This is a genomic window from Streptomyces sp. NPDC004629, assembly GCF_042873595.1.
Lineage (GTDB): Bacteria > Actinomycetota > Actinomycetes > Streptomycetales > Streptomycetaceae > Streptomyces.
Genome location: NZ_JBIALO010000015.1, coordinates 200,567 through 223,188 on the forward strand (window position 1 = coordinate 200,567; position 22,622 = coordinate 223,188).

The window sequence follows — 22,622 nt, forward strand, 5'->3', positions numbered from 1 at the left end:
ACCTGCTTCTGCAGGCCGTTGGCGTAGACGTCGTCTAATTGTCGGTTTGAGGTCGCCGCGTCCGCCGCACCGCTGCTTCCCCCGGCGTACGGCGGGTGTCTTCGGCTGTACGACGACCTTGGGTCACGCGCTCGGGAGTCTTGACGCATGGATGATCCGCGCCCCGTCGAGCGTCTCTGTCACGCGATCGGTCTGCTTCTCGTCGTCTCCGGTGTCGTGCACCTGGCCGTGTTCGCCGTCGACGGCGGCCCCTGGTACGGCCCCGTCTCCTGGCGCAAACCCGTCACGTTCGGGCTCTCCTTCGGCGCGACGCTGATCGCGATCACCTGGGTCACCTCGTATCTGCGCATCGAGGCGCGGTTGCGTGCCGTCCTGCTCACCGTGTTCGCCGTCGACTGCGTGGTGGAGGTCGGCGGCATCACCCTGCAGGCGTGGCGCCGGGTGCCCTCGCACCTCGACATGGAGACGCCCTTCGACACCGCGGTGTCCATGACGCTCGCGATCGGCGGCGGCGTCCTCGTGGTGCTGCTCACCGTGTTCGCGGTGGCCGCCTTCCGGCACCGGCCGGCCGGCCCTCCGGGCATGGCGCCGGCGGTACGTGCGGGATTCGCCGTCCTGCTCGTGGCACTCGCCTCGGGTGCCGCGATGATCGCGCGCGGGGTGGTGCTCACCCGCACCGGCCATCAGGTGGCCGCCTACCACTCGACGGCCCCGCTCAAGCCGCTGCACGGGGTGAGCCTGCACGCCGTCCTGGTGCTGCCGGCGCTGGCCTGGCTGCTGTCCCGCACACCCTGGAGCGAACGGGCCCGGCGGCGTACCGTGGCCGTCGCGATCGGCTGCTACGCGGCCGCGGTCGCCGCAGCCGGGGTCTTCGCGTTCCTCACGTACTGAACGCGGCGCGCAGTGAACACGGCGCCGCGCCCGATCCTCAGGCGGAGCCCTCCTCCCGGGCCTCCGGTTCGCCCGGTCCCGGTCGCCGCGTCCACTGCGTCCACGCGCGCGTGAGACGGCCGGGCCCACTCGTACCGCGCGCCCGATGGCCCTGCACTCTGGGGTCGTCCGTGACGTCGTACCGCTTCACGTACGCGCCCAGGAACGCCTGCAGCGTGGCGACCGCGGGGATCGCGATGAGCGCGCCGACGGCGCCGAGCAGCGCGGTGCCCGCGATGACCGACCCGAAGGCGACCGCGGGGTGGATGTCGACGGTCTTCGAGGTGAGCTTGGGCTGCAGCCCGTAGTTCTCGAACTGCTGGTAGATCACGACGAAGACCAGGACCCACACCGCGTACCAGGGATCGACCGTGAACGCGATCAGCATGGGCAGCGCACCCGCGAGGTACGTGCCGATGGTCGGGATGAACTGGGAGACCAAACCCACCCAGACGCCCAGGACGGGTGCGTAGGGCACGCCCAGGGCCTGGAGCAGTATGTAGTGCGCGATCCCGGAGACGAGCGCCATGAGCCCGCGGGAGTACAGGTAGCCGCCCGTCTTGTCCACGGCGATCTCCCAGGCGCGCAGCACCTCCGCCTGGCGTGCGGGCGGCAGCACCGAGCACAGGGCGCGACGCAGCCGCGGCCCGTCGGCGGCGAAGTAGAACGAGAACAGCCCGACCGTCAGCAGCCGGAACAGGCCGCCGAGCACCTGGGCGGACACGTCGAGCACCCCGGCGGCGCTGGTCTGCGCGTACTTGCGCAGCCAGTCGGAGTGCAGCAGCCCCTCCTGGACGTCGACCCGTCTGAGTTCGGTGTGGAACGTCTCGTTGATCCAGTTGATGACCGAGTCGAGGTAGTCGGGGAAGCCCTCGACCATCTTGACGATCTGGCCCGCGAGCATCGAGCCGAGCAGGGTGACGAACCCCGCCGTGACGATCACCAGGCCGAGGAAGACCAGGAAGGTGGCGAAGCCGCGGCGCATGCCGCGCCCGGCCATCCAGCTCACCGCCGGCTCGATGGCGAGGGCCAGGAAGAAGGCGATGAGGACGTTGATCAGCAGACCGGTCAGCTGGTGGAAGGCCCAGCTGCCCAGCTGGAACGTGGCGATGAGGGCGAGCGCGAGCACCATGGCGCGCGGCAGCCAGCGCGGCATGCGGGCGCCCGGCGCGGCGCTGTCGGCCGGAGGCCGGGCGGGCGGCGTCGTGCCGGGCGGGGATGCGTGCCGGGTGATCTGCCCGGTCTCGTCAGTGGGGGCCACGGGACAAGTCTCGCCCACGGCACCGACATCCCGCTGCCCCCTCCGGTCCTCGTGACCGATCAGCGCCTTTCCCCCGGCACGTCCATGACGGTGCAGACCACGCGCCACACGTCCTTGGCGTCCCAGCCGGCGTCCAGCGCCTGGTGCACCGTGCGTCCGCCCAGCTCCGCCATCACATGATCGCGCGCGAACGTGTCGGCGTATCCCGAACCGAAATGGTCCGCCATCCGCTGCCAGAAGACCGTCAACCGCATGACTCCAGTATCCCGCCCCTGAGGGTGGGCCCTGCCCGGGACCACGTGCCGAGACCGCTTTCCGCCCTACGGTCTGTCGCATGGCCGAAACCGGAGCTTCCCCACTCCCCCCTACGCCCACGGCGCGCTCCCCGCTTTTCCGCGCCGAGCACTTCGTCTGGCTCACCGCGCGCGTGCTGGAGCAGCGCCTGTTCGCGTACCACTTCCTGAACGGCGGCGCCGATCCGGTGGAGACGGCACTGGACGCCTATCGCAACGAGGACGGCGGGTACGGCCACGCCCTGGAGCCCGATCTGCGCGGCCCGGTCAGCCGGCCACCGCACACCGGTCACGCGCTGAACGTCCTGGACGCCATCGGACGCTGCGGCGGACAGCGGGTGGAACGCGTGTGCCGCTATCTGACGTCCGTGTCCACGGCGGACGGCGCCCTGCCGCCGGTCGGTCCCGACGACCCACGCGGCTACCCGACTGCCCCGTCCGTGCCGGTCGTGGACGACCTGCCGAGCGACCTCCTCGCCACCGCTCCGGTGGTCGGTCTGCTGCACCACAACGAGGTGTGGCACGCCTGGCTGTTCCGGGCCACGGACTTCTGCTGGCGGGCCGTGGAGTCGCTGGAGAGGCCCCACCCCGGTGAGATCACGGCGGCGGTGGCCTTCCTGGACGCCGCGCCCGACCGCCCGCGCGCGAAGGCACTCGCCGACCGGCTGGGCCGCCTGGTGCGGGAGCAGCGGCTCGCGACGCTGGATGCGGACCGTCCGGCGGACCGGCCCGCCACGCCTGACCAGCCCGTCGCGTCCGGCCACGATCCGGCGGAGCGCCACTTGCCGCACGACTTCGCCCGGACTCCGCACTCGCTCGCGCGCGCGTGGTTCACCGACACCGAGATGGCGCGCTCGCTGGACCTCCTCGCCGCGCAGCAGCAGGAGGACGGCGGCTGGCCGGCCCGCCGCCCCCGGCGAGCCCCGGGCATCACCCTGGAGGCCCGCCCCCTGGTCACGATCGAGGCCCTGCGCACGCTGAGAGCACACGGCCGGCACGTGGGTTGACGCACATGGGCCGGCACGGACGCCAGCCCGCCACGCGTGGGCCCGTGCGGGGCTGAGCAGGCGCCGGTCGGTTCGGCCCCGGCGTCAGCCGCCCATGGCGCGCCCTCCCGCCGTCACCAGCACCGCCGCCGCGACGACGAGCAGGAACGGGGCGCGCAGCATCAGCGCCACGGAGGCCGCCGCGAGCCCCGCCGCCCGGGCGTCCAGCACGAGCGCGTGGCCGTCTGCGAACGTCTGCTGCGCCGTGAGGGCGGCGAGGAGGGCGACGGGCAGCAGGGCGGCGAGCCGCTTGACGAGCGGCCGCTCCAGGGCGCCCGCGGGCACCAGCAGGCCGGCGAGTTTGACCGCGTAGCAGCCGAGGGCGGTGGCCCCGATGGCGATCCAGGTGTTCACCATGTTTCCTCTGTCGTCCGGTCCGGTGTCGTGCGATCTGGTGCGGCCTGAGGGCGAGGGGAGCCGCCGCGGGCCCGTCCGCCGCGGCGGCCCTCCACGAACAGGGCGAGCGGCGCCGCGAGCGCGGCCACCAGCACCGGCACCCCGGCGGGCAGGACGGGCAGCAGACCGAGCCCCAGGAACACCGCGAGGCCCGCCACGGCTCGCTCGGTCACGGAGTTCAGCATGGGTGCGAGCAGCGCGAGGAAGACCGCGGGTCCGGCCGCGTCGAGGCCCCACGCGTCGGTGTCCCCGATGGCCTCGGCGCCCAGGGCTCCGAGCAGCGTGGTGAGGTTCCACAGCACGTACAGGCTGATCCCGGTGACCAGGAAGCCGAGGCGGGCAGCGCGCCGGGTCGGCTGTGCCAGCGACACCGCGGTGGTCTCGTCGATCACCCACTGGGCCGCGAACGGCCGCACCACTCGGCCGAGGGCCAGCAACTGGGACAGACGCAGCCCGTAGAACGCGTTGCGCACCCCCAGGAAGAAGGCACCCGCCGCGGCCGTGACCGGGCTGCCACCGGCCGCCAGCGCTCCCACGAGCGCGAACTGGGAGGCGCCGGTGAACACCAGGAGGCTGAGCACACAGGTCTGCGGCACGCTCAGTCCGCCGCCGGCCGAGGTCACCCCGAAGGCGAAGCCGGACAGCCCTACGGCGACGCCGACTCCGAGTGCGTCCCGGACGACGGCGGAGTCGGCTTTCCCTGGGTCTTCGGCGCGTATGTCTGCGAGAGCTGTCTGTTCTGCCACGCCTCGGACGGTACGAGCAGCCGCCGCCGCGGGTCTTGTACGTTCTTGCGCTCACGCTGGTACGCCCCGGGAGGCACGCCGACGATCCGGGCGAAGTGGCGGTTGAGGTGCGGCTGGTCGGTGAACCCGACGGTGACGGCCGCCTGGGCCGGGGTCGTGCCGGCGTCCAGCAGGCGCCGCGCCCGACGCACCCGGGCGTCGGTCAGCCAGGCGTGCGGCGGCATGCCGTAGGCGTCGCGGAAGGCCCGCAGCAGGGCGAAGGGGCTGGTTCCGAGGTCGGCGGCGAGCCGTTCCAGCGTGGGCGGCTCGGTCATCCGCTCCTCCAGCACGGCACGCGCGCGTGCCGCGATCCGGGCTCCGGCCGACCGCACCTCGTGCCGGGGCACCGGCCCGCCGTTCAGCCGCAGCAGCCGGGTCACCGCCACCCGCAGCAGAGTGTCGGCGGCGAGCGCGTTGCCCTCGTCGGCGGCGCGCAGCACCTGGTGGACCAGGCCGACCGCGTACGGGTCGTCGAGGACGGGGCTGACGAAGCCGGGGGTGCCCCGGATCCCGGTGGTCTCGGCGGCTATGGCGGCCACCACGTCGGGCGACGGGTAGACGGCTCCGTACCGCCAGCCCTCGGGGCCGCCCGCCCGGCCGGTGTGTGTGGTGTCCGGGTTGACCAGCGCCAGGGCTCCGGCGCCGGCGGCGACGTCCGACCCGCGGTGGTGGAAGACCTCGACGCCGTCGACGATGGCCGCGATCACGAAGTGCTCATGGGTGTGCCGGACGAAGGTCTTGCGGATGTAGCGGGCGCGCAGCAGGTCGACACCGGGCAGTTCCTCGTACTGCCAGTGCCGCGCCAGCTCGCCCGACCCCGCCATGCGGTCATTGTCCGTCACACCGTCGCCGCGGCCACGCCGCCGTCGGTCCGGCCGCGGCCCCGGCTGATGCGGTCCGGGTCCCGCCGATGCCGTCAGCGGCCCCCGTCGATGCGGACCTGGCCCCGCCGATGCCATCAGCGGCCCCCGCCAGTACGGTCCCGGTCCCCGCCGGTGCCGTCACGGTCGCGGCGCCCGTCTGCGCGGTCCCGGTCCCCGCCGGTCCGGTCACGATCGCCGTCGGCACCCGGCATACCTGCACCCGCACCCGCACCCGCACCCGCACCCGCACCCGCACCCGCACCCGCACCGACACGACACCGGCACCGGCACCGGCACCGGCACCGGCACCGGCGGCATTTGCCCAGGTCACAGCGTTTGTCAGTGCTCGGGTGCAGGATGGACGCATGGTCAGCTCCGCACATCGAGCCCTCGACGGCTTCTCCCCCGCGACCCGCGGCTGGTTCACGGGGGCCTTCTCCGCGCCCACCGCGGCCCAGGCGGGCGCGTGGCAGGCCATCCGGGAGGGCTCCGACGTGCTGGTGGTGGCCCCGACCGGCTCCGGCAAGACGCTGGCCGCGTTCCTCGCCGCCCTGGACCAGCTCGCCTCGACCCCGCCGCCGGCCGACCCGAAAAAGCGCTGCCGTGTGCTGTACGTCTCACCGCTCAAGGCCCTCGCGGTCGACGTCGAGCGCAACCTGCGCAGCCCGCTGACCGGCATCCGGCACGAGTCCCTGCGCCTGGGCCTGCCCGAGCCCGAGGTCAAGGTCGGCATCCGCTCCGGCGACACCCCGGCTGCCGAGCGCCGTGCCCTGTCCACACGCCCGCCGGACATCCTGATCACCACCCCCGAATCCCTGTTCCTGATGCTGACCTCGGCCACCCGCGACGCGCTGACCGGCGTCGAGACGGTGATCCTGGACGAGGTGCACGCGGTGGCGGGTACCAAGCGCGGCGCGCATCTCGCGCTCTCCCTGGAGCGGCTGGACGAATTGCTGCCCAGGCCGGCCCGCCGCATCGGGCTGTCGGCGACCGTCCGCCCGGTCGACGAGGTGGCCCGGTACCTCTCGCCGCGTCGCAAGGTGGAGATCGTCCAGCCCAAGTCAGGCAAGGAGTTCGACCTCTCCGTCGTCGTCCCGGTGGAGGACCTGGGCGAGCTGGTCGGTTCCCCGGTCGCCGACGGCGGCGAGAGCGCGGAGCGGCCGTCGATCTGGCCGCATGTGGAGGAGCGGATCACCGACCTGGTGCAGGCCCACCGGTCGACGATCGTGTTCGCGAACTCCCGGCGCCTCGCCGAGCGCCTGTGCAACCGGCTCAACGAGATCGCCTACGAGCGGGCGACCGGCGAGCCCCTGGAGGAGCACCACTCCCCCGCCCAGCTGATGGGCGGGTCGGGCGCGGCCCAGGGCGCACCGCCGGTCATCGCCCGCGCCCACCACGGCTCGGTCTCCAAGGAGCAGCGTGCCCTGGTCGAGGAGGACCTGAAGGCGGGCCGGCTGCCCGCCGTGGTGGCCACCTCCAGCCTGGAGCTGGGCATCGACATGGGCGCGGTCGACCTCGTCGTGCAGGTGGAGTCCCCGCCCTCCGTCGCCTCCGGCCTGCAGCGTGTCGGCCGTGCCGGTCACCAGGTGGGCGCCGTCTCCACCGGCGTGGTCTTCCCGAAGTACCGCGGCGACCTCGTGCAGGCCGCCGTCGTCACCGAGCGGATGCGCTCCGGCGCCATCGAGTCGCTGAAGGTCCCCGCCAACCCGCTGGACGTCCTCGCCCAGCAACTGGTCGCCATGACGGCGCTGGACACCTGGCAGGTCGACGACCTGCTGGCCACCGTGCGCCGTGCCGCACCGTTCGCCTCGCTCCCGGAGTCGGCGTTCACGGCCGTCCTGGACATGCTCGCGGGCCGCTATCCGTCCGACGCCTTCGCCGAACTGCGTCCGCGCGTGGTGTGGGACCGGGTCGCCGGCACCGTCACCGGCCGCCCCGGCGCACAGCGGCTCGCCGTCACCTCCGGGGGCACGATCCCCGACCGGGGACTCTTCGGCGTCTTCCTCGCCGGCGCGGACCCGAAGAAGGGCGGCGGCCGGGTCGGCGAACTCGACGAGGAGATGGTCTACGAGTCGCGCGTGGGAGACGTCTTCACCCTGGGCACCAGTTCCTGGCGCATCGAGGACATCACGCGCGACCGCGTTCTGGTCTCCCCGGCACCCGGTGTGCCGGGCAGGCTGCCCTTCTGGAAGGGCGACCAGTTGGGCCGCCCGCTCGAACTGGGCCGCGCCGTGGGCGCGTTCCTGCGCGAGGTCGGCTCGCTCCCGAAGGACGACGCCCGGTTGCGACTGCTCGCCGCGGGCCTCGACGCCTGGGCCGCGGACAACGTCCTGTCCTATCTGGACGAGCAGCGCGAGGCGTGCGGTCACGTCCCCGACGACCGGACGATCGTGGTGGAGCGCTTCCGCGACGAGCTGGGCGACTGGCGTGTCGTCGTCCACTCCCCGTTCGGTGCGCAGGTGCACGCCCCGTGGGCTCTCGCGCTCGGCGCCCGCCTGTCCGAGCGGTACGGCATGGACGCGCAGGTCATGCACGCCGACGACGGCATCGTGCTGCGCCTGCCCGACGCCGACCTGATGGGCCTCGATCTGCTCGACCAGGAGCCCATGAAGGCGTCCACGGCCTACGACGCCGAGCAGGCGCCGGTCGGCGCGGCGGACGTCGCCTTCGACAAGGGCGAGGTCGACCAGGTTGTCACCGACCAGGTCGGCGGCTCGGCGCTGTTCGCCTCCCGCTTCCGTGAGTGCGCCGCCCGCGCGCTGCTGCTGCCGCGCCGCAACCCCGGCCGCCGCACCCCGCTGTGGCAGCAGCGCCAGCGGGCCGCGCAACTGCTCCAGGTGGCGAGCGAGTTCGGCTCGTTCCCGATCGTCCTGGAGGCGGTCCGCGAGTGTCTCCAGGACGTCTTCGACGTCCCCGGGCTCACCGAGCTGATGGGGGACATCGAGTCCCGCAGGGTGCGCCTGGTGGAGGTGACGACTCCCGAGCCGTCGCCGTTCGCGCGGTCCCTGCTGTTCGGCTACGTCGCCCAGTTCCTGTACGAGGGCGACTCCCCGCTGGCCGAACGCCGCGCCGCCGCCCTGTCGCTGGACTCGCGGCTGCTGGCCGAGCTGCTGGGCCAGGCGGAGCTGCGCGAACTGCTCGACGCTGAGGTGCTGACCGAGCTGGAGCGGGAGCTCCAGTGGCTCACCGAGGACCGCCGGGTCAAGGACGTCGAGGGCGTGGCCGACCTGTTGCGGCTGCTCGGGCCGCTGACCGAGGCCGAACTGACCGAGCGTGGCACCGACCCACGGTGGGCCGGGGAGCTGGCCGCCGCCCGCCGCGCCATCCGGGTCCGGATCGCCGGATCGGACCACTGGGCGGCCGTCGAGGACGCGGGCCGTCTGCGCGACGCGCTCGGCACTGCGCTGCCGGTCGGAGTGCCCGAGGCCTTCACCGAGCCGGTCAAGGACCCGCTCGGCGACCTCCTCGCCCGGTACGCGCGCACCCACGGCCCGTTCACCTCGGCCACCGCGGCGGCCCGCTTCGGCCTGGGCGTGGCGGTCACGGAGGGGGCCCTGCAGCGGCTCGCGGCGGGCGGCCGGGTCGTCCAGGGCGAGTTCCATCCCGCGGGGATCGGCCAGGAGTGGTGCGACGCGGCCGTCCTGCGCAGGCTGCGCCGCCGTTCGCTGGCCGCGCTGCGGCACGAGGTGGAGCCGGTGCCGCCGCCCGCGCTGGCGCAGTTCCTGCCGCAGTGGCAGCACATCGGGAAGGGACACGGCCTGCGCGGCACCGACGGACTGGTGCGCGCCGTCGAGCAGTTGCAGGGTGCGTCCGTCCCGGCGTCCGCCCTGGAGAAGCTGGTCCTGCCGTCGCGGGTGGCGAACTACAGTGCGTCGATGCTCGACGAACTCACCTCGGCCGGTGAGATCGTCTGGGCGGGAGCGGGGGCGCTGCCCGGCAAGGACGGCTGGGTGTCGCTGTACCTGGCGGACGCGGCCCCGCTGCTGCTGCCGCCGCCGCACCCCCTGGAGCTGACCGCGCTGCACCAGTCGGTGCTGGACGCCCTCTCCGGCGGCTACGGCCTGTTCTTCCGGCAGATCACCGACCAGGTCCGCGCCACCACCCACCCGGAGGCCACCGATCCCCAACTGGCCGATGCCCTCTGGGACCTGGCCTGGTCCGGGCGGCTGACGAACGACACGCTCACCCCGATGCGCTCGCTGCTGGGTTCGGGCCGCACGGCGGGCTCCACGGCCCACCGGGCCAGGCGCACCGTCCCGCGCGGTCGCTACGGCTCGCTGACGGCCGCCGCCCGCCCCGTCTCCCGCGCCGGCCCGCCGACCGTCGCGGGTCGCTGGTCCCTGCTCCCGGAGCGCGAGCCGGACGGCACCGTGCGCGCCCACGCTCTGGCCCGCACGCTGCTCGACCGGCACGGTGTGGTCACCCGGGGAGCGGTCGCCGCCGAGGGCGTGGAGGGCGGTTTCTCGGCCGTCTACCGGATCCTGTCGGCCTTCGAGGAGAGCGGCCAGGCCCGGCGCGGCTATGTCGTCGAAGGGCTGGGCGCCGCGCAGTTCGCGATGGACGGGGCGGTCGACCGGGTGCGAGCGGTCGCGAACGCCCGCGAGCGCGGCGACGGCCTGCCCGCCCCCGGCGCCGCGAACGGCAGCCCGCGCGGCTTCCCGGGGAACGGCACCCCGGGATCCACGGGGGAGGATATCCCCGACTTCGCGCGCGAGGGCTTCCAGGGCTTCGGCTCGCCCGACGACGACGCTTCGGCCACCGGGTTCGACCCGGCCTCCGGCACGTTCGGCGGGCCGGGCGGAACGGAAGGAACCGAAGGGACGGACGGGACCGGCGGAACCGACTGGGCGTACCCGGAGGAAGACTTCTCCTGGCCCCCCGGGAACCGCACCGCACCGGGCGACTACGTCTCCTCCAAGGACCTCAGGGACCTCGCCTCCCCCGGGCACGGCGGCCCCCGAGGGGGACCTGCCCTGCCGTACGGCGCCGGACACGGCGGCCGCCGTACCCGTACCTCCGCCGCCGACACCCGGGCGGTCGTCCTCGCCGCGGCCGACCCGGCGAACGCCTACGGCTCGGCCCTGCCCTGGCCCGAGCCGCCGACCGGGGCCGGGCACAAGCCGGGCCGCAAGGCGGGTTCGCTGGTGGTGCTGGTGGACGGCGAGCTGACGCTCTACATGGAGCGGGGCGGCAAGACCCTGCTGGCCTGGCCCGCCGCCGCGGACACCGAGCCCGCCGACGACCCCCGACTCCGGGCCGCCGCGGACGCCCTGGCCGCCGCCGCCCGCGCGGGCGCCCTGGGAACGGTCACGGTGGAGCGCGTGAACGGCGCCTCGGCGCTCACCTCCCCCGTCGGCACTCTCCTGGAAGGAGCCGGTTTCGTGGCGACCCCGCGCGGCCTGCGCCTCAGAGCCTGAGCAACGGCCGGCCCACCGCCTGATCCGCGCACGGGCAGGCACCGCCCGCCGCGGCGGTGGCGGATGCGCCCCGCACGGCCGCCGTCGGCGTCCGGCGGCACACGGGAGCGGACCGTCCCACGCACCCAGCCGGCTCCCTTCGAGCCGACGGCGCGCCCGGCCCCGCCCGCACGGCCCGAGGCACCGCTACTGCGTCCCGTGCGCCCCCGCGCCGGAGGCCGTCGCCGGTGCCCCGAGCCGGATCGCGCCCCGCTGGTCGGCAAGTGGTTCCCCGAGCGGCGCGGCGCGCGCACCGGTTTCGTCAACGGCGGATTCGCGTACGGTTCGCCGCCGGCTGGGGACGCCGGAATCCGGCGCGGAGGCGGATCGCCGCGGCCCCGCCCAGCCCCGGGCGCGGACGCCGCTCCGCCCGCCGTGGTGTCCGCGGCAGCGCACCCCAGCGCCGCGGACACCACGGCGGCGCAGGCAGGTGCGTCGACAACCACGCGCCCGTCCAGCTGCCCTGCCCGCCCTGCCACCCTGCCCGTCGTGCCACCCTGGACGCATGCCCGAAGGTGACACGGTCTGGCAGGCCGCGAGGCGGCTGCACGGCGCGCTCGCGGGCCGGGTGCTGACCCGCAGCGATCTGCGGGTGCCCAGGTACGCCACGGTCGATCTCACCGGGCGCACGGTGCTGGACGTCACGCCGCGCGGCAAACACCTGCTCACCCGTATCGAGGGCGGTCTCACGCTGCACACACACCTGCGCATGGACGGCGCCTGGAAGGTGTACGGCGACGGCGAGCGCTGGAGCGGCGGCCCGGCGCACCAGATCCGCGTCATCCTGGGCACCGGGGAGCACACCGCGGTGGGCTACCGCCTGCCGGTCCTGCAACTGCTGCGCACTACGGAGGAATCCCGCGCCGTGGGCCATCTCGGTCCCGACCTGCTGGGCCCCGACTGGGATCCGGAAGCCGCACTCGCCAACCTGCTCGCGGACCCCGCCCGGCCCCTCGGCGAGGCCCTGCTCGACCAGCGCAACCTGGCGGGCATCGGCAATGTCTACAAGAGCGAACTCTGCTTCCTGCTCGGCGTCACCCCGTGGCTGCCGGTGGGCGCCCTGCCCGACGACCGCGCCGCGAAGCTGCCCGCCCTCGCCAAGAGGCTCCTGGAGGCCAACCGCGACCGGCCGGTCCGCACCACCACGGGCCGGCGCGGCCAGGACCTGTTCGTCTACGGCCGGGCGCCCCGCCCCTGTCTGCGCTGCCACACCCAGGTCCGGGCGGCCGACCAGGGCGACGGCTCACGGGAGCGGCCCACGTACTGGTGCCCGCACTGCCAGCAGGGCCCGGCACCGGCACCGGGTTCCACGCAGGCCCGCAGAATCCGCCCCCGCGGCAACAATTGACGTTCCGTCAGAAACGCTCGTACGGTCGGTTCATGACCGTCGACGCGTACGACCTCACCGGACGCACCGCATTCGTCACCGGCGCCGCGAGCGGCATCGGCCGTGCCTGTGCCGTGCTGCTCGCCGAGGCGGGCGCGACCGTGCACTGCGCCGACCGGGACGCGGCCGGCCTGCGTGAGACGGCGGCCCGCGTCAAGGCCCGGGGCGGCACCGCCCGCACCCATCGGCTGGACGTCACCGACCGGGCCGGGCTGCGGCAGGCCGTACGGTCCTGCGAGCGTCTGGACGTGCTGGCGGCGGTCGCCGGGATCATGCACAGCAGCCCGGTCCTGGAGACCACCGACGAGGACCTCGACCGGGTGCTGAACGTCAACTTCAAGGGCGTGCTCCACGCCTGCCAGGAGGCGGCGCGGCTGATGCTCGACCGTGGAGCGGGGGGCAGCATCGTCACCATGGCCTCGGGCGCCGTCGACACCGGCGGCCCGGGGCTGCTCTGCTACGGCGCGGCGAAGGCGGCCGTGGTCCAGCTCACGAAGACTCTGGCGGCCGAGGTCGGCCGGCACGGCATCCGGGTCAACGCGGTCGCCCCCGGCTGGATCCGCACACCGATGACCGCACGCCACGACGACGCGGCGCAGGCCCACACGGAGAACCTGATGAACCGCATGTCGCCGCTGGGCCGGGTCGGGGAGGCGGAGGAGGTCGCGCACGCCGTGCTGTACCTGGCGTCCGACGCGTCCTCGTTCACGACGGGCCAGATCCTGCGTCCGAACGGGGGAGTCGCGATGCCCTGGTGACATCACCGGCCCGCCAGGCGGCCACCCACCGCTCCGGCCCGACGGCGCCCGCGGCACACGCCTTCGGCATGCAGTGCACCGGCAGCACGCTCAGCCCCCACCCGCCGGCCGCGACGGCGCCCTCCAGTGCCCCCACATCCGCGCCCAGCACGATCCGTACGACGGCCCACGACCACGCCGCCCCGAGCCCCAGGCCCATCACCCACCGCACTGTCCGCCGCACCATGGCCGTTTCACCTCCAGCCGGACGCTAGAACGCCGCCTCACCCGCCGTGGAGGCGCATCGACGGCTCACCGATGCAGCACCGGGCCGCACCCGGACGCCCTCCGGGCGGACAGACCCCGCCGGACGGGCCCGTCACCCGCTCTCCGCCCAGAATGTCCAAACGTCCAGTGGTGAAGTCTCGGATCACACATGGATCTGCACCAGAACGCCTTTCCGGTAGCGGAATCCGGGTTTCCTTCCGGTCGGCGCCGGAGATTCGCCGTCCTTCGTGTGAGTGTCCCCCGGCCGGGCCCGAGCCGCATCCAGGAGCACCAGCCACCCGGTGGCCAACGCCACGCCGCCGTTCCGCTTCTCCGCCGCCCCGGCCGCCGTGCTCGAAGCCGGGGCCGCCCGACCGGGTCGAGGCGCGTCCGCCGACGGCCTGATCAGCCGTTCTCCGCCTGGAACATCCAGTGGTGTTTCTCCAGATCGGCTGTGATGCCGATGAGGATGTCCTGGGTCACCGGGTCCGGTTCCGCGGTCGCGGTCATCCGCTCCCGCATGCGTGTGATCACCGCGGCCAGCGCGTCCACGATCGCCCCCACCGCGTCGGCGTCCCTGACCCAGCCCTCGGGCGTCACGCCGATGCCGCTGCCGGTGGCCACCGTCGCCGCCCGCCCGTCGGGCGGGACGCCCAGCGCGGCCGCCCGCTCGGCCACGGTGTCCGAGTGGGTGCGGGCGGTGGTGACGACGTCGTCGAGCTGAAGATGGACGGACCGGAAGCGGGGGCCGACGATGTTCCAGTGGAGCTGCTTGGCGACCAGTGAGAGGTCCAGCAGGTCGACGAGGGCTCCTTGCAGCACCTCGGCCACGGTGTTGAGGTCCGCGTCATCGGACAGGGGGCTCTTGACGACGTACATCCACAGCCTCCGTTGGTTCACCGGGTCATGTCCCTCCACCATGACCGCCCCGCCCGGTACCGGCAAATGGGCGCAAAGTGAACTCCGACGGCCGAGGGGCCCGGCCTGCGCACAGCACGAAGGCCCCGGCCGCGCCCCGCGGGGTTCTCCCCGCGGCGGCCCCGGCCGGGGCCTTCCACATGTCGCGTTACAGGGCCACGCGCGTGACGGTCACGCGGCGACCACGTCCACCGCCTCTGCGGGGGCCTTGATGGTCACCCGTTCCGGTGGCACACCGGTCACCGAGACGGAACCCAGCATCGGACGAACCGGCGCAGGCACGGACTCGGTGGCCGCGGCAGACTGGGCCAGCTCGGCGAGGGCGAGTTCGTCGCTCACTTCCCTCATGAGCTCGGACATCCGTACGTCCAGCGCGTCGCAGATGGCGGAGAGCAGTTCGGAGGAAGCCTCCTTCTGCCCCCGCTCCACCTCGGAGAGATAGCCGAGCGAGACTCGGGCGGACGAGGAGACTTCGCGCAGAGTACGGCCCTGGCGTTGGCGCTGCCGACGCAGCACGTCACCCAGCAGGCGACGGAGCAGAATCATCGGTGGCTCCCTCCTCGGACCGCGTAGCCGCATCCTTCTCGCCCCACCGTACCGCTTCGCGCCGCGGCCGTGCGGGGAGCGATGTCGTGTTCACTCAGGGCTGCAAACATCAAAACCCCCCGTTCTGTTCCGTATCCTGTGCCCGCTCATTCCCGGTCTGTTCGCCCACAAGCTCCTTCAGGAGCAGTGCAAGTACGCTCCGTACACTCTCCATACGGATTTCCGCACGCCGACCGTTCAACCGCAGGGCCTCCACTTTTCCGCCACCGGCAGAACCGGACTCCGGACGGCGGGGACCGTCGACGGCGACGAACACCGTGCCCACGGGGCGGCCGTCCTGCGGTTCCGGCCCGGCCACCCCGGTCGTCGCGATGCCCCAGTCGGCGCCGAGTGCCGCACGCACTCCGGCCGCCATCTGCGCCGCGACCTGCGGATCCACCGCTCCGTTGCGGTCCAGCAGGTCGGCGTCGACGTCCAGCAGCCGGTGTTTCAGGTCGGTGGCATAGGCGGTGACCGAACCGCGGAAGGACTTCGAGGCCCCGGCGACCGCGGTGATCTCCGCCGCGACCAGACCGCCCGTCAGCGACTCCGCGACGGCGAGCGTCTCGCCTCTCACGGTCAGTAGCCGCACCACTTCGGCAGCCGCGGAATTCACCCTTCGGACTCCTCCAACACCGACGTCCGCTCGGCCATTCCCCGCCTGCGCAGCACAATGGCCTGTCTTACATAGTCGAGGCCGGTCACGACGGTCAGCACGACCGCCGCCGCCATCACCCAGAACCGCAGGGTGGCCAGCCAGCCCGTCAGCGCCAGCACGTACATGCCCACGGCCACGCCCTGGGTGAGCGTCTTGAGCTTGCCGCCGCGGCTCGCGGGAATCACGCCGTACCGGATGACGAGGAAACGCAGCAGGGTGATGCCCAGTTCCCGGCCCAGGATGACGACCGTCACCCACCAGGGCAGGTCGTCGAGGGCCGAGAGACAGATCAGGGCCGCCCCCATGATCGCCTTGTCGGCGATGGGGTCGGCGATCTTCCCGAAGTCGGTGACCAGGTCGTAGGTGCGTGCCAGGTGACCGTCGAACAGGTCGGTGATCATGGCGATGGCGAAGGCGGCCCAGGCGAGCGAGCGCCAGGCCGGGTCATAGCCGCCGTCGGCCAGCATGAGTGCCACAAAACCGGGGACGAGGAGCAGCCGGAGCATCGTCAGCAGATTGGCGACGTTCCAGACGCTGGCCTGGTTGACGGCCGCCGCCGCCAGTTTCCCGCCGCGCGCGGGCCTCGTCGCGCCCTGCGCGCCGGAGACGGCCGCGCCCGCCGGTTCTTCGGCGGCGGAGCCCGGGGCCCCCTGCGCGCCGGAGGAGCCGCCCGCAGCGGATGCCGGGACTCCCGTCATCTGCCCGCCTCCTCACTACACGCGAGCGAGCCCTCAAGCGGCTCGGCCACCAGGTCGACACCTTCCGTACCGACCACCTTCGCCTCGACCATACGACCGACGCTCAGGCCCGCGCCGCTCGTGAGCAGCACCTGGCCGTCCGTCTCCGGCGCCTGGTGCGCGCCGCGGCCGTACACCCCGTCCTCGGCGTCGCCGACGGCGCCGTGGTCGTCCTGTCCGACGGACTCGACCAGTACCTGCACGGTTTCGCCCATGCGTTCCTCGGCCCGCTGCGAGACGAGTTCCTCGGCCAGCCGGGACACATGCGCAAGGCGCTCGGCCACGACGTCCTCGTCGAGCTTGCCGTCGTACGTCGCCGCTTCCGTGCCCTCCTCGTCGGAGTAGCCGAAGACGCCGATGGCATCCAGTCGGGCGTGGTTCAGGAAGCGTTCGAGTTCGGCGAGGTCGGCCTCCGTCTCGCCGGGGAAACCGACGATGAAGTTGGAGCGCACGCCGGCCTGCGGGGCCTTGGACCGGATGGTGCCGAGCAGTTCCAGGAACCGGTCGGTGTCGCCGAAGCGGCGCATCGCGCGCAGCACGCCGGGCGCGGAGTGCTGGAAGGACAGGTCGAAGTAGGGGGCGACCTTCGGGGTGGAGGTCAGCACATCGATCAGCCCCGGGCGCATCTCGGCCGGCTGGAGGTAGCTGACCCGTACCCGCTCGATGCCGTCGACCTCGGCCAGCTCGGGCAGCAGCGACTCAAGGAGGCGGATGTCGCCCAGGTCCTTGCCGTAGGAGGTGTTGTTCTCGGAGACCAGCATGATCTCCTTGACGCCCTGCTCGGCCAGCCACCGCGTCTCGTTCAGCACGTCGCTCGGGCGGCGCGAGATGAAGGAGCCGCGGAAGGACGGGATGGCGCAGAAGGAGCAGCGCCGGTCGCAGCCGGAGGCGAGCTTGACCGAGGCGACCGGGGCTCCGTCCAGGCGACGGCGCAGGGGCGCACGGGGTCCCGAGGCCGGGGCGACGCCGTCGGGGAGGTCCGTCGGCGCGTGCCCGGGCAGCGCGACCGAGGCGGCCGACTTCTGGCGCTCGGCGGGGCTGATCGGCAGCAGCTTGCGCCGGTCGCGCGGGGTGTGCGCGGCGTGGATACCGCCGCTCAGGATCGTCTGCAGACGGTCGGAGATGCTCGCGTAGTCGTCGAACCCGAGCACGCCGTCGGCCTCGGGGAGGGCGTCGGCCAGTTCCTTGCCGTATCGCTCGGCCATGCAGCCCACCGCCACCACGGCCTGCGTTCTGCCCTGCCCCTTGAGGTCGTTGGCCTCCAGGAGTGCGTCGACGGAGTCCTTCTTGGCGGCCTCGACGAAGCCACAGGTGTTGACCACGGCGACATCGGCGTCCGTGGCGTCCTCGACGAGCTGCCAGCCGTCCGCCTCCAAGCGGCCTGCGAGCTCCTCCGAGTCCACCTCGTTACGGGCGCAGCCGAGTGTGACGAGTGCGACGGTACGGCGTTCAGGCATGCGCTCAAGACTACTTCGTCTCACTGACAGCCTCTGTCGACGGGGTTGGCGATCATGACCGACCCCGCCGACGGGACAGCCCCCGGGGTCCGCCTAACCGACCTCGGGGTCGCCCTTGGTGTACGTGAGGCGTTCCACGGCTCCCGGCTGGAAGTCGTCCTGGATCTTCTTGCCGTTGACGTAGAGCTGGATCGCCCCGGCGTCGCCGAGGATGAGGTTGACCTTCGAGCTGTCCTGGAAGGTCTTGGAATCGCCCTTCTCCAGGAGCCCGTCGAACAGCATCCGGCCGTTGTGGTCCTTGGCCGAGATCCAGCTGCGTCCGTCGGCGGCGCTCACCTGGACGGTCACCTTGTCCTGCGGGGCGGCCGCAATGGCGCTGTCGGACGGCGCGGGCGTCTGGTCGGCGGGCTTGGTGTCGGTCGGCTTCGGCGTGGCCGGCTTGCTGGTCGTGGGCGTGGCACCCTCGGCGACCTGCGCCTTGGCGTCGTTCCCGCTGTCGCCGCCCTTGAACGCGGTGAAGCCGACGAAGCCGATCACGGCGACGATCGCGGCGACCATGGCCGCCGTCCAGTTGGGTCCGCGCCGCTCGGGTCGGATGCGTTCCGCCTCGAACAGCGGTGCGGCCGGCGTGGGCGCGGGCCGTCCGCCGTGCTCGGTGTCGTACTGCGTAAGGAGCGGGGCGGGATCGAGGCGGACGGCCTTGGCCAGGGTCCGGATGTGCCCGCGGGCGTACACGTCTCCGCCACAGGGGCCGAAGTCGTCCGCCTCGATGGCGTGCACGATGGCGATGCGGACGCGAGTGGCGCTGCTGACGTCGTCAACGGTCAGCCCGGCCGCGATGCGCGCCTGCTGGAGGGCGCGGCCGACGGAGACTCGGGATTCCTCGGACACGTCTGGGAACGGACGCTCGTCTTCAGGGGAGTTGCCGATGGACACGGGGGCGCCTTTCGAGCGTGTAGCCACCTGTGCTGGAAGTTCAGTCTAGGGGGGGTGTGAAAGGGTGGGGCAACCGGGCAGTACGACTTTGTACGCCATCGGAATGGCCGGTCATCCCGATGACGGGTCAGGCCCGGACCGCTCCGGGGTCCGCGCCTGGCCACTCGCTCAACTTGACGTATGTCCAAGGGAAACGGTTGCTCGCCGGTCTCTAACAGGTGGATCACGGTGCCGCTGCCACCCCTCTCGGACCGCCGAACGGCCCGTCCCTAACCTTCAGACTCCCCGCGTATCACGGCGAGCACGCCGTCGAGTTCGTCGGGTTTCACCAGAACGTCACGGGCCTTGGATCCCTCGCTGGGCCCGACGACGCCGCGGGACTCCATGAGGTCCATGAGCCGGCCCGCCTTGGCGAACCCGACGCGCAGCTTGCGCTGCAGCATCGACGTCGATCCGAACTGTGTGGAGACGACCAGTTCGGCCGCCTGGCACAGCAGGTCGAGGTCGTCTCCGATGTCCTCGTCGATCTCCTTCTTCTGTTTGCTGCCGACGGTGACGTCTTCCCGGAAGACGGGAGCCATCTGCTCCTTGCAGTGCCGGACGACGGCCGCGACCTCCTCCTCGGTGACGAAGGCGCCCTGCATACGGGTCGGCTTGTTCGCGCCCATCGGCAGGAACAGCCCGTCGCCCTTGCCGATCAGCTTCTCGGCGCCGGGCTGGTCGAGGATGACGCGCGAGTCGGCGAGCGAGGAGGTGGCGAACGCGAGCCGCGAGGGCACGTTCGCCTTGATCAGACCGGTGACCACGTCGACCGACGGGCGCTGGGTGGCGAGCACCAGGTGGATGCCGGCCGCGCGCGCGAGCTGCGTGATGCGCACGATCGCGTCTTCCACGTCGCGCGGCGCGACCATCATCAGGTCGGCCAGCTCGTCGACGATGACCAGCAGGTACGGGTACGGCTGGAGTTCCCGTTCGCTGCCCTCCGGGGGCTTCACCTTGCCGACCCGGACGGCCTCGTTGAAGTCGTCGATGTGCCGGTAGCCGTAGGCGGCCAGGTCGTCGTAGCGCAGATCCATCTCGCGCACCACCCACTGGAGCGCCTCGGCCGCCCGCTTGGGGTTGGTGATGATCGGCGTGATCAGGTGCGGGATGCCCTCGTAGGCGGTCAGCTCCACGCGCTTGGGGTCGACCAGGACCATGCGTACGTCCTCGGGGGTCGCCCGCATCATGACGGAGGTGATCAGGCAGTTGATGCAGGACGACTTGCCGGAGCCGGTGGCGCCGGCGACGAGCACGTGCGGCATCTTGGCGATGTTCGCCATCACATAGCCGCCCTCGACGTCCTTGCCGAGCGCGACCAGCATCGGATGGTCGTCCTCGGCGGCGTCCGCGAGGCGCAGCACGTCACCGAGGTTGACCATCTCCCGGTCGGTGTTCGGGATCTCGATGCCGACCGCGGACTTGCCGGGGATGGGGCTGATGATCCGCACGTCGGGGCTGGCGACGGCGTACGCGATGTTCTTGGTGAGCGCGGTGATCCGCTCGACCTTGACGGCGGGGCCCAGCTCGACCTCGTAGCGGGTGACCGTCGGCCCGCGGGTGAAGCCGGTGACGGCCGCGTCGACCTTGAACTCGGTGAAGACGTTGGTGAGCGAGGCGACGATCGCGTCGTTGGCCGCACTGCGCGCCTTGCCCGGGCCGCCGCGCTCCAGCAGGTCGAGCGAGGGCAGGGAGTAGGTGATGTCGCCGGACAGCTGGAGCTGTTCCGCACGCGGGGGCAGGTCGCGGATCTCGTCGGGTGCCGCCTTGGTCAGGTCGGGCACGACCGCGTCGGCCTTCAGTTTCTCCTGCTTGGGGCGCGCGGCCGGGACCGGGACCGGCGTCGGCGTGGTCTCCTCGCGGTCACCCACGCTCACACCCTGGGTGAGGTCGGCCACCAGCGGCGAGGGCGGCATGCCGTGCAGGACGGCGCCGTCGAGGTCGGCGGCGGCCGCCGCGGCGATGTCCACGGCGTCCAGCCGCCGGTCCGGCGCGGGCTGCGGCACCGCGGAGCGCCTGGGCCGGCCTCGGCGCTTGGTGAGCGCCTCCTGCTCGGCACCGTCCGGGTCGTACGCCGGGGAGCCGCCCTGGCGTCCGCGGGGGCGCGCGGGCAGGGCCTCGCGCCATTGATCCTCGTAGCGGTCGTCGTCCTCGTCGTGCCGGTCGCCCTCGGGGTCGTGCAGCACGCCGAGCCGTACGCCGACCGCCCGCAGCCGCTGCGGGACGGCGTTGACCGGGGTGGCCGTGACGACGAGCAGCCCGAAGATCGTGAGCAGCACGAGCAGCGGCACGGCCAGTACGTCGGTCATCGTGTACGACAGCGGGGTCGCCGCCGCCCAGCCGATGAGACCGCCGGCGTCCCTTATGGCCTGCATCCCGTCGCTGCGGGCGGGCGAGCCGCAGGCGATGTGGACCTGTCCGAGCACGCCGATGACCAGCGCCGACAGCCCGATCACGATGCGGCCGTTGGCCTCCGGTTTCTCGGGATGGCGGACGAACCGCACGGCGATCACCGCGAGCAGTATCGGCACCAGCAGGTCGAGCCGGCCGAAGGCGCCGGTCACCAGGATCTCCACGAGGTCACCGACCGGGCCGCGCAGATCGGCCCAGGTGCCGGCGGCGACGATCAGCGCGATGCCGAACAGCAGCAGCGCGACGCCGTCCTTGCGGTGCGCCGGGTCGAGGTTCTTCGCACCCTGCCCTATCCCGCGGAAGACGGCGCCGACGGCGTGCGCGAGGCCGAGCCAGAGCGCGCGCACGAGCCGGTAGACGCCCCCGGTGGGACTGGGTGCCGGCTTGGGCGCCGGCTTCTTCGCCGCGGCCTTCTTGGCAGGAGCCTTCTTCGCGGGGGCCTTCTTCGCCGCAGCCTTCGCCGGAGCAGCCGCCTTCTTGGCGGGCTGCTTCTTGGCTGCGGAGGGACGTGAGGCCATGGATGTGAGATTACCGGGAGAGACGACAGCGGACACGCGTGCCCAGAGCTTCACCCGTTCGTGTCGCCCGTAACGGGGCACGGAACTGACGCACGCTCATGCGCAACTGCGGGCCGGGCGGGCGTCAGTTCTGTGTCGGCAGCGTCGGGGCACCGCCGCCGGTGCCGGGCTCCAGCGCGTCGAGCGCCCGGCGCAACCCCGTGAGTTTGCGTTCGAGATGGGCGGCCGTGGCCACCGCCGCCGCGTCCGCGGACTCGTCGTCCAACTGCTTGGACAGCGCCTCCGCCTGCTCCTCGACGGCCGCGAGCCGCGCCGACAGCTCCGCGAGCAGCCCCGCCGGCTCCTTGCCGGGGCCGACCGCGCCCTTGCCGCCGCCCTCCAACTGGAGCCGCAGCAGCGCCGCCTGCTCCCGCAGCTGACAGTTCTTCATGTACAGCTCGACGAACACCGAGACCTTCGCGCGCAGCACCCACGGGTCGAAGGGCTTGGAGATGTAGTCCACCGCGCCCGCGGCGTACCCCCGGAAGGTGTGGTGCGGGCCGTGATTGATCGCGGTGAGGAAGATGATCGGGATGTCCCGGGTCCGCTCCCGCCGCTTGATGTGCGCGGCGGTCTCGAAACCGTCCATGCCCGGCATCTGGACATCCAGCAGAATGACCGCGAAGTCGTCCGTGAGCAGTGCTTTGAGCGCTTCCTCCCCGGACGATGCCCGCACCAGCGTCTGATCGAGCGCAGAGAGGATGGCCTCCAGCGCCAGCAGATTCTCCGGCCGGTCATCGACCAGGAGGATCTTGGCCTTCTGCACCATGGCCCGCCCTCCTCGCCCCGGCGGTACACCGGGCGCCGCCCCAGGGGACGACTCCCTTTCGCCGCCCGTCCTTGTGCCGGTCATGGTAGCCGCACCCCGCCCGTCACCACACCCTGTCACCGCGATGTCACTG

General features: G+C 72.7%; 18 protein-coding genes. 5 read left to right on the plus strand and 13 right to left on the minus strand.

The features are described from left to right. Window positions 1–147: 147 nt before the first annotated feature. Complete coding sequence (locus ACFYTE_RS23920; protein ID WP_388713839.1) at window positions 148–891, plus strand: hypothetical protein; 744 nt, start codon at window positions 148–150, stop codon at window positions 889–891. 37 nt (window positions 892–928) lie between these two features. On the opposite strand, the gene ACFYTE_RS23925 is transcribed toward ACFYTE_RS23920, so the two are convergent. Further along, a complete protein-coding gene (locus tag ACFYTE_RS23925) occupies window positions 929–2,191 on the minus strand; it encodes an AI-2E family transporter (RefSeq protein ID WP_388713842.1) in 1,263 nt (420 codons plus the stop codon). A 59-nt stretch (window positions 2,192–2,250) separates the two neighbouring features. Continuing rightward, window positions 2,251–2,445, minus strand: a complete 195-nt coding sequence (locus tag ACFYTE_RS23930) for a DUF3046 domain-containing protein (protein ID WP_388713845.1) — start codon at window positions 2,443–2,445, stop codon at window positions 2,251–2,253. Between the two features lie 80 nt (window positions 2,446–2,525). Between ACFYTE_RS23930 and ACFYTE_RS23935 the strand changes: the two genes are divergently transcribed. Next, window positions 2,526–3,491 (plus strand): hypothetical protein, encoded by a 966-nt coding sequence (locus ACFYTE_RS23935; RefSeq protein ID WP_388713848.1) that lies wholly within the window; start codon window positions 2,526–2,528, stop codon window positions 3,489–3,491. A gap of 84 nt (window positions 3,492–3,575) precedes the next feature. Here ACFYTE_RS23935 and ACFYTE_RS23940 read toward each other — a convergent pair whose 3' ends face one another. From ACFYTE_RS23940 to ACFYTE_RS23950, 3 genes are read right to left on the minus strand one after another with little or no spacing between them, the layout of a single operon-like run. Then, window positions 3,576–3,884 carry an AzlD domain-containing protein gene (locus ACFYTE_RS23940; RefSeq protein ID WP_388713898.1) on the minus strand — a complete coding sequence of 103 codons (309 nt, stop codon included), beginning with the start codon at window positions 3,882–3,884 and terminating at the stop codon, window positions 3,576–3,578. After that, window positions 3,881–4,672 (minus strand): AzlC family ABC transporter permease, encoded by a 792-nt coding sequence (locus ACFYTE_RS23945; RefSeq protein WP_388713851.1) that lies wholly within the window; start codon window positions 4,670–4,672, stop codon window positions 3,881–3,883. The genes ACFYTE_RS23940 and ACFYTE_RS23945 overlap by 4 nt, the downstream gene beginning before the upstream one ends. Next, window positions 4,573–5,535, minus strand: a complete 963-nt coding sequence (locus ACFYTE_RS23950) for an AraC family transcriptional regulator (protein WP_388713854.1) — start codon at window positions 5,533–5,535, stop codon at window positions 4,573–4,575. The genes ACFYTE_RS23945 and ACFYTE_RS23950 overlap by 100 nt, the downstream gene beginning before the upstream one ends. 404 nt (window positions 5,536–5,939) lie before the next feature. Between ACFYTE_RS23950 and ACFYTE_RS23955 the strand changes: the two genes are divergently transcribed. The 3 genes from ACFYTE_RS23955 (at window position 5,940) to ACFYTE_RS23965 (ending at window position 13,175) form a co-directional block, all read left to right on the plus strand. Continuing rightward, on the plus strand, window positions 5,940–10,991 hold the full coding sequence (locus tag ACFYTE_RS23955; protein WP_388713857.1) for an ATP-dependent helicase: 5,052 nt from the start codon (window positions 5,940–5,942) through the stop codon (window positions 10,989–10,991). Between the two features lie 544 nt (window positions 10,992–11,535). Then, a complete protein-coding gene (locus ACFYTE_RS23960) occupies window positions 11,536–12,378 on the plus strand; it encodes an Fpg/Nei family DNA glycosylase (protein WP_388713860.1) in 843 nt (280 codons plus the stop codon). A gap of 32 nt (window positions 12,379–12,410) precedes the next feature. Further along, window positions 12,411–13,175 carry an SDR family NAD(P)-dependent oxidoreductase gene (locus ACFYTE_RS23965; RefSeq protein WP_388713863.1) on the plus strand — a complete coding sequence of 255 codons (765 nt, stop codon included), beginning with the start codon at window positions 12,411–12,413 and terminating at the stop codon, window positions 13,173–13,175. A 651-nt stretch (window positions 13,176–13,826) separates the two neighbouring features. On the opposite strand, the gene ACFYTE_RS23970 is transcribed toward ACFYTE_RS23965, so the two are convergent. The 8 genes from ACFYTE_RS23970 to ACFYTE_RS24005 form a co-directional block, all read right to left on the minus strand. After that, window positions 13,827–14,300, minus strand: coding sequence for a Dps family protein (locus ACFYTE_RS23970; RefSeq protein WP_388713901.1), 474 nt, complete (start codon window positions 14,298–14,300; stop codon window positions 13,827–13,829). A 210-nt stretch (window positions 14,301–14,510) separates the two neighbouring features. Continuing rightward, window positions 14,511–14,885, minus strand: a complete 375-nt coding sequence (locus tag ACFYTE_RS23975; RefSeq protein ID WP_016432287.1) for a helix-turn-helix domain-containing protein — start codon at window positions 14,883–14,885, stop codon at window positions 14,511–14,513. A 109-nt stretch (window positions 14,886–14,994) separates the two neighbouring features. After that, window positions 14,995–15,540: a CinA family protein gene (locus ACFYTE_RS23980; protein ID WP_388713868.1), complete on the minus strand. Its 546-nt coding sequence runs from the start codon at window positions 15,538–15,540 to the stop codon at window positions 14,995–14,997. Then, window positions 15,537–16,280 carry a CDP-diacylglycerol--glycerol-3-phosphate 3-phosphatidyltransferase gene (pgsA, locus tag ACFYTE_RS23985; RefSeq protein ID WP_388713870.1) on the minus strand — a complete coding sequence of 248 codons (744 nt, stop codon included), beginning with the start codon at window positions 16,278–16,280 and terminating at the stop codon, window positions 15,537–15,539. The genes ACFYTE_RS23980 and pgsA overlap by 4 nt, the downstream gene beginning before the upstream one ends. Next, window positions 16,277–17,776 (minus strand): 30S ribosomal protein S12 methylthiotransferase RimO, encoded by a 1,500-nt coding sequence (gene rimO / locus ACFYTE_RS23990; RefSeq protein WP_388713873.1) that lies wholly within the window; start codon window positions 17,774–17,776, stop codon window positions 16,277–16,279. Before rimO ends, pgsA begins: the two co-directional genes overlap by 4 nt. A 93-nt stretch (window positions 17,777–17,869) precedes the next feature. Continuing rightward, window positions 17,870–18,712 carry a RodZ domain-containing protein gene (locus ACFYTE_RS23995; protein ID WP_388713875.1) on the minus strand — a complete coding sequence of 281 codons (843 nt, stop codon included), beginning with the start codon at window positions 18,710–18,712 and terminating at the stop codon, window positions 17,870–17,872. A gap of 269 nt (window positions 18,713–18,981) precedes the next feature. After that, a complete protein-coding gene (locus tag ACFYTE_RS24000) occupies window positions 18,982–21,681 on the minus strand; it encodes a DNA translocase FtsK (RefSeq protein WP_388713878.1) in 2,700 nt (899 codons plus the stop codon). Between the two features lie 124 nt (window positions 21,682–21,805). Further along, on the minus strand, window positions 21,806–22,489 hold the full coding sequence (locus ACFYTE_RS24005) for a two-component system response regulator (protein ID WP_388713881.1): 684 nt from the start codon (window positions 22,487–22,489) through the stop codon (window positions 21,806–21,808). Between the last annotated feature and the right edge of the window lie 133 nt (window positions 22,490–22,622).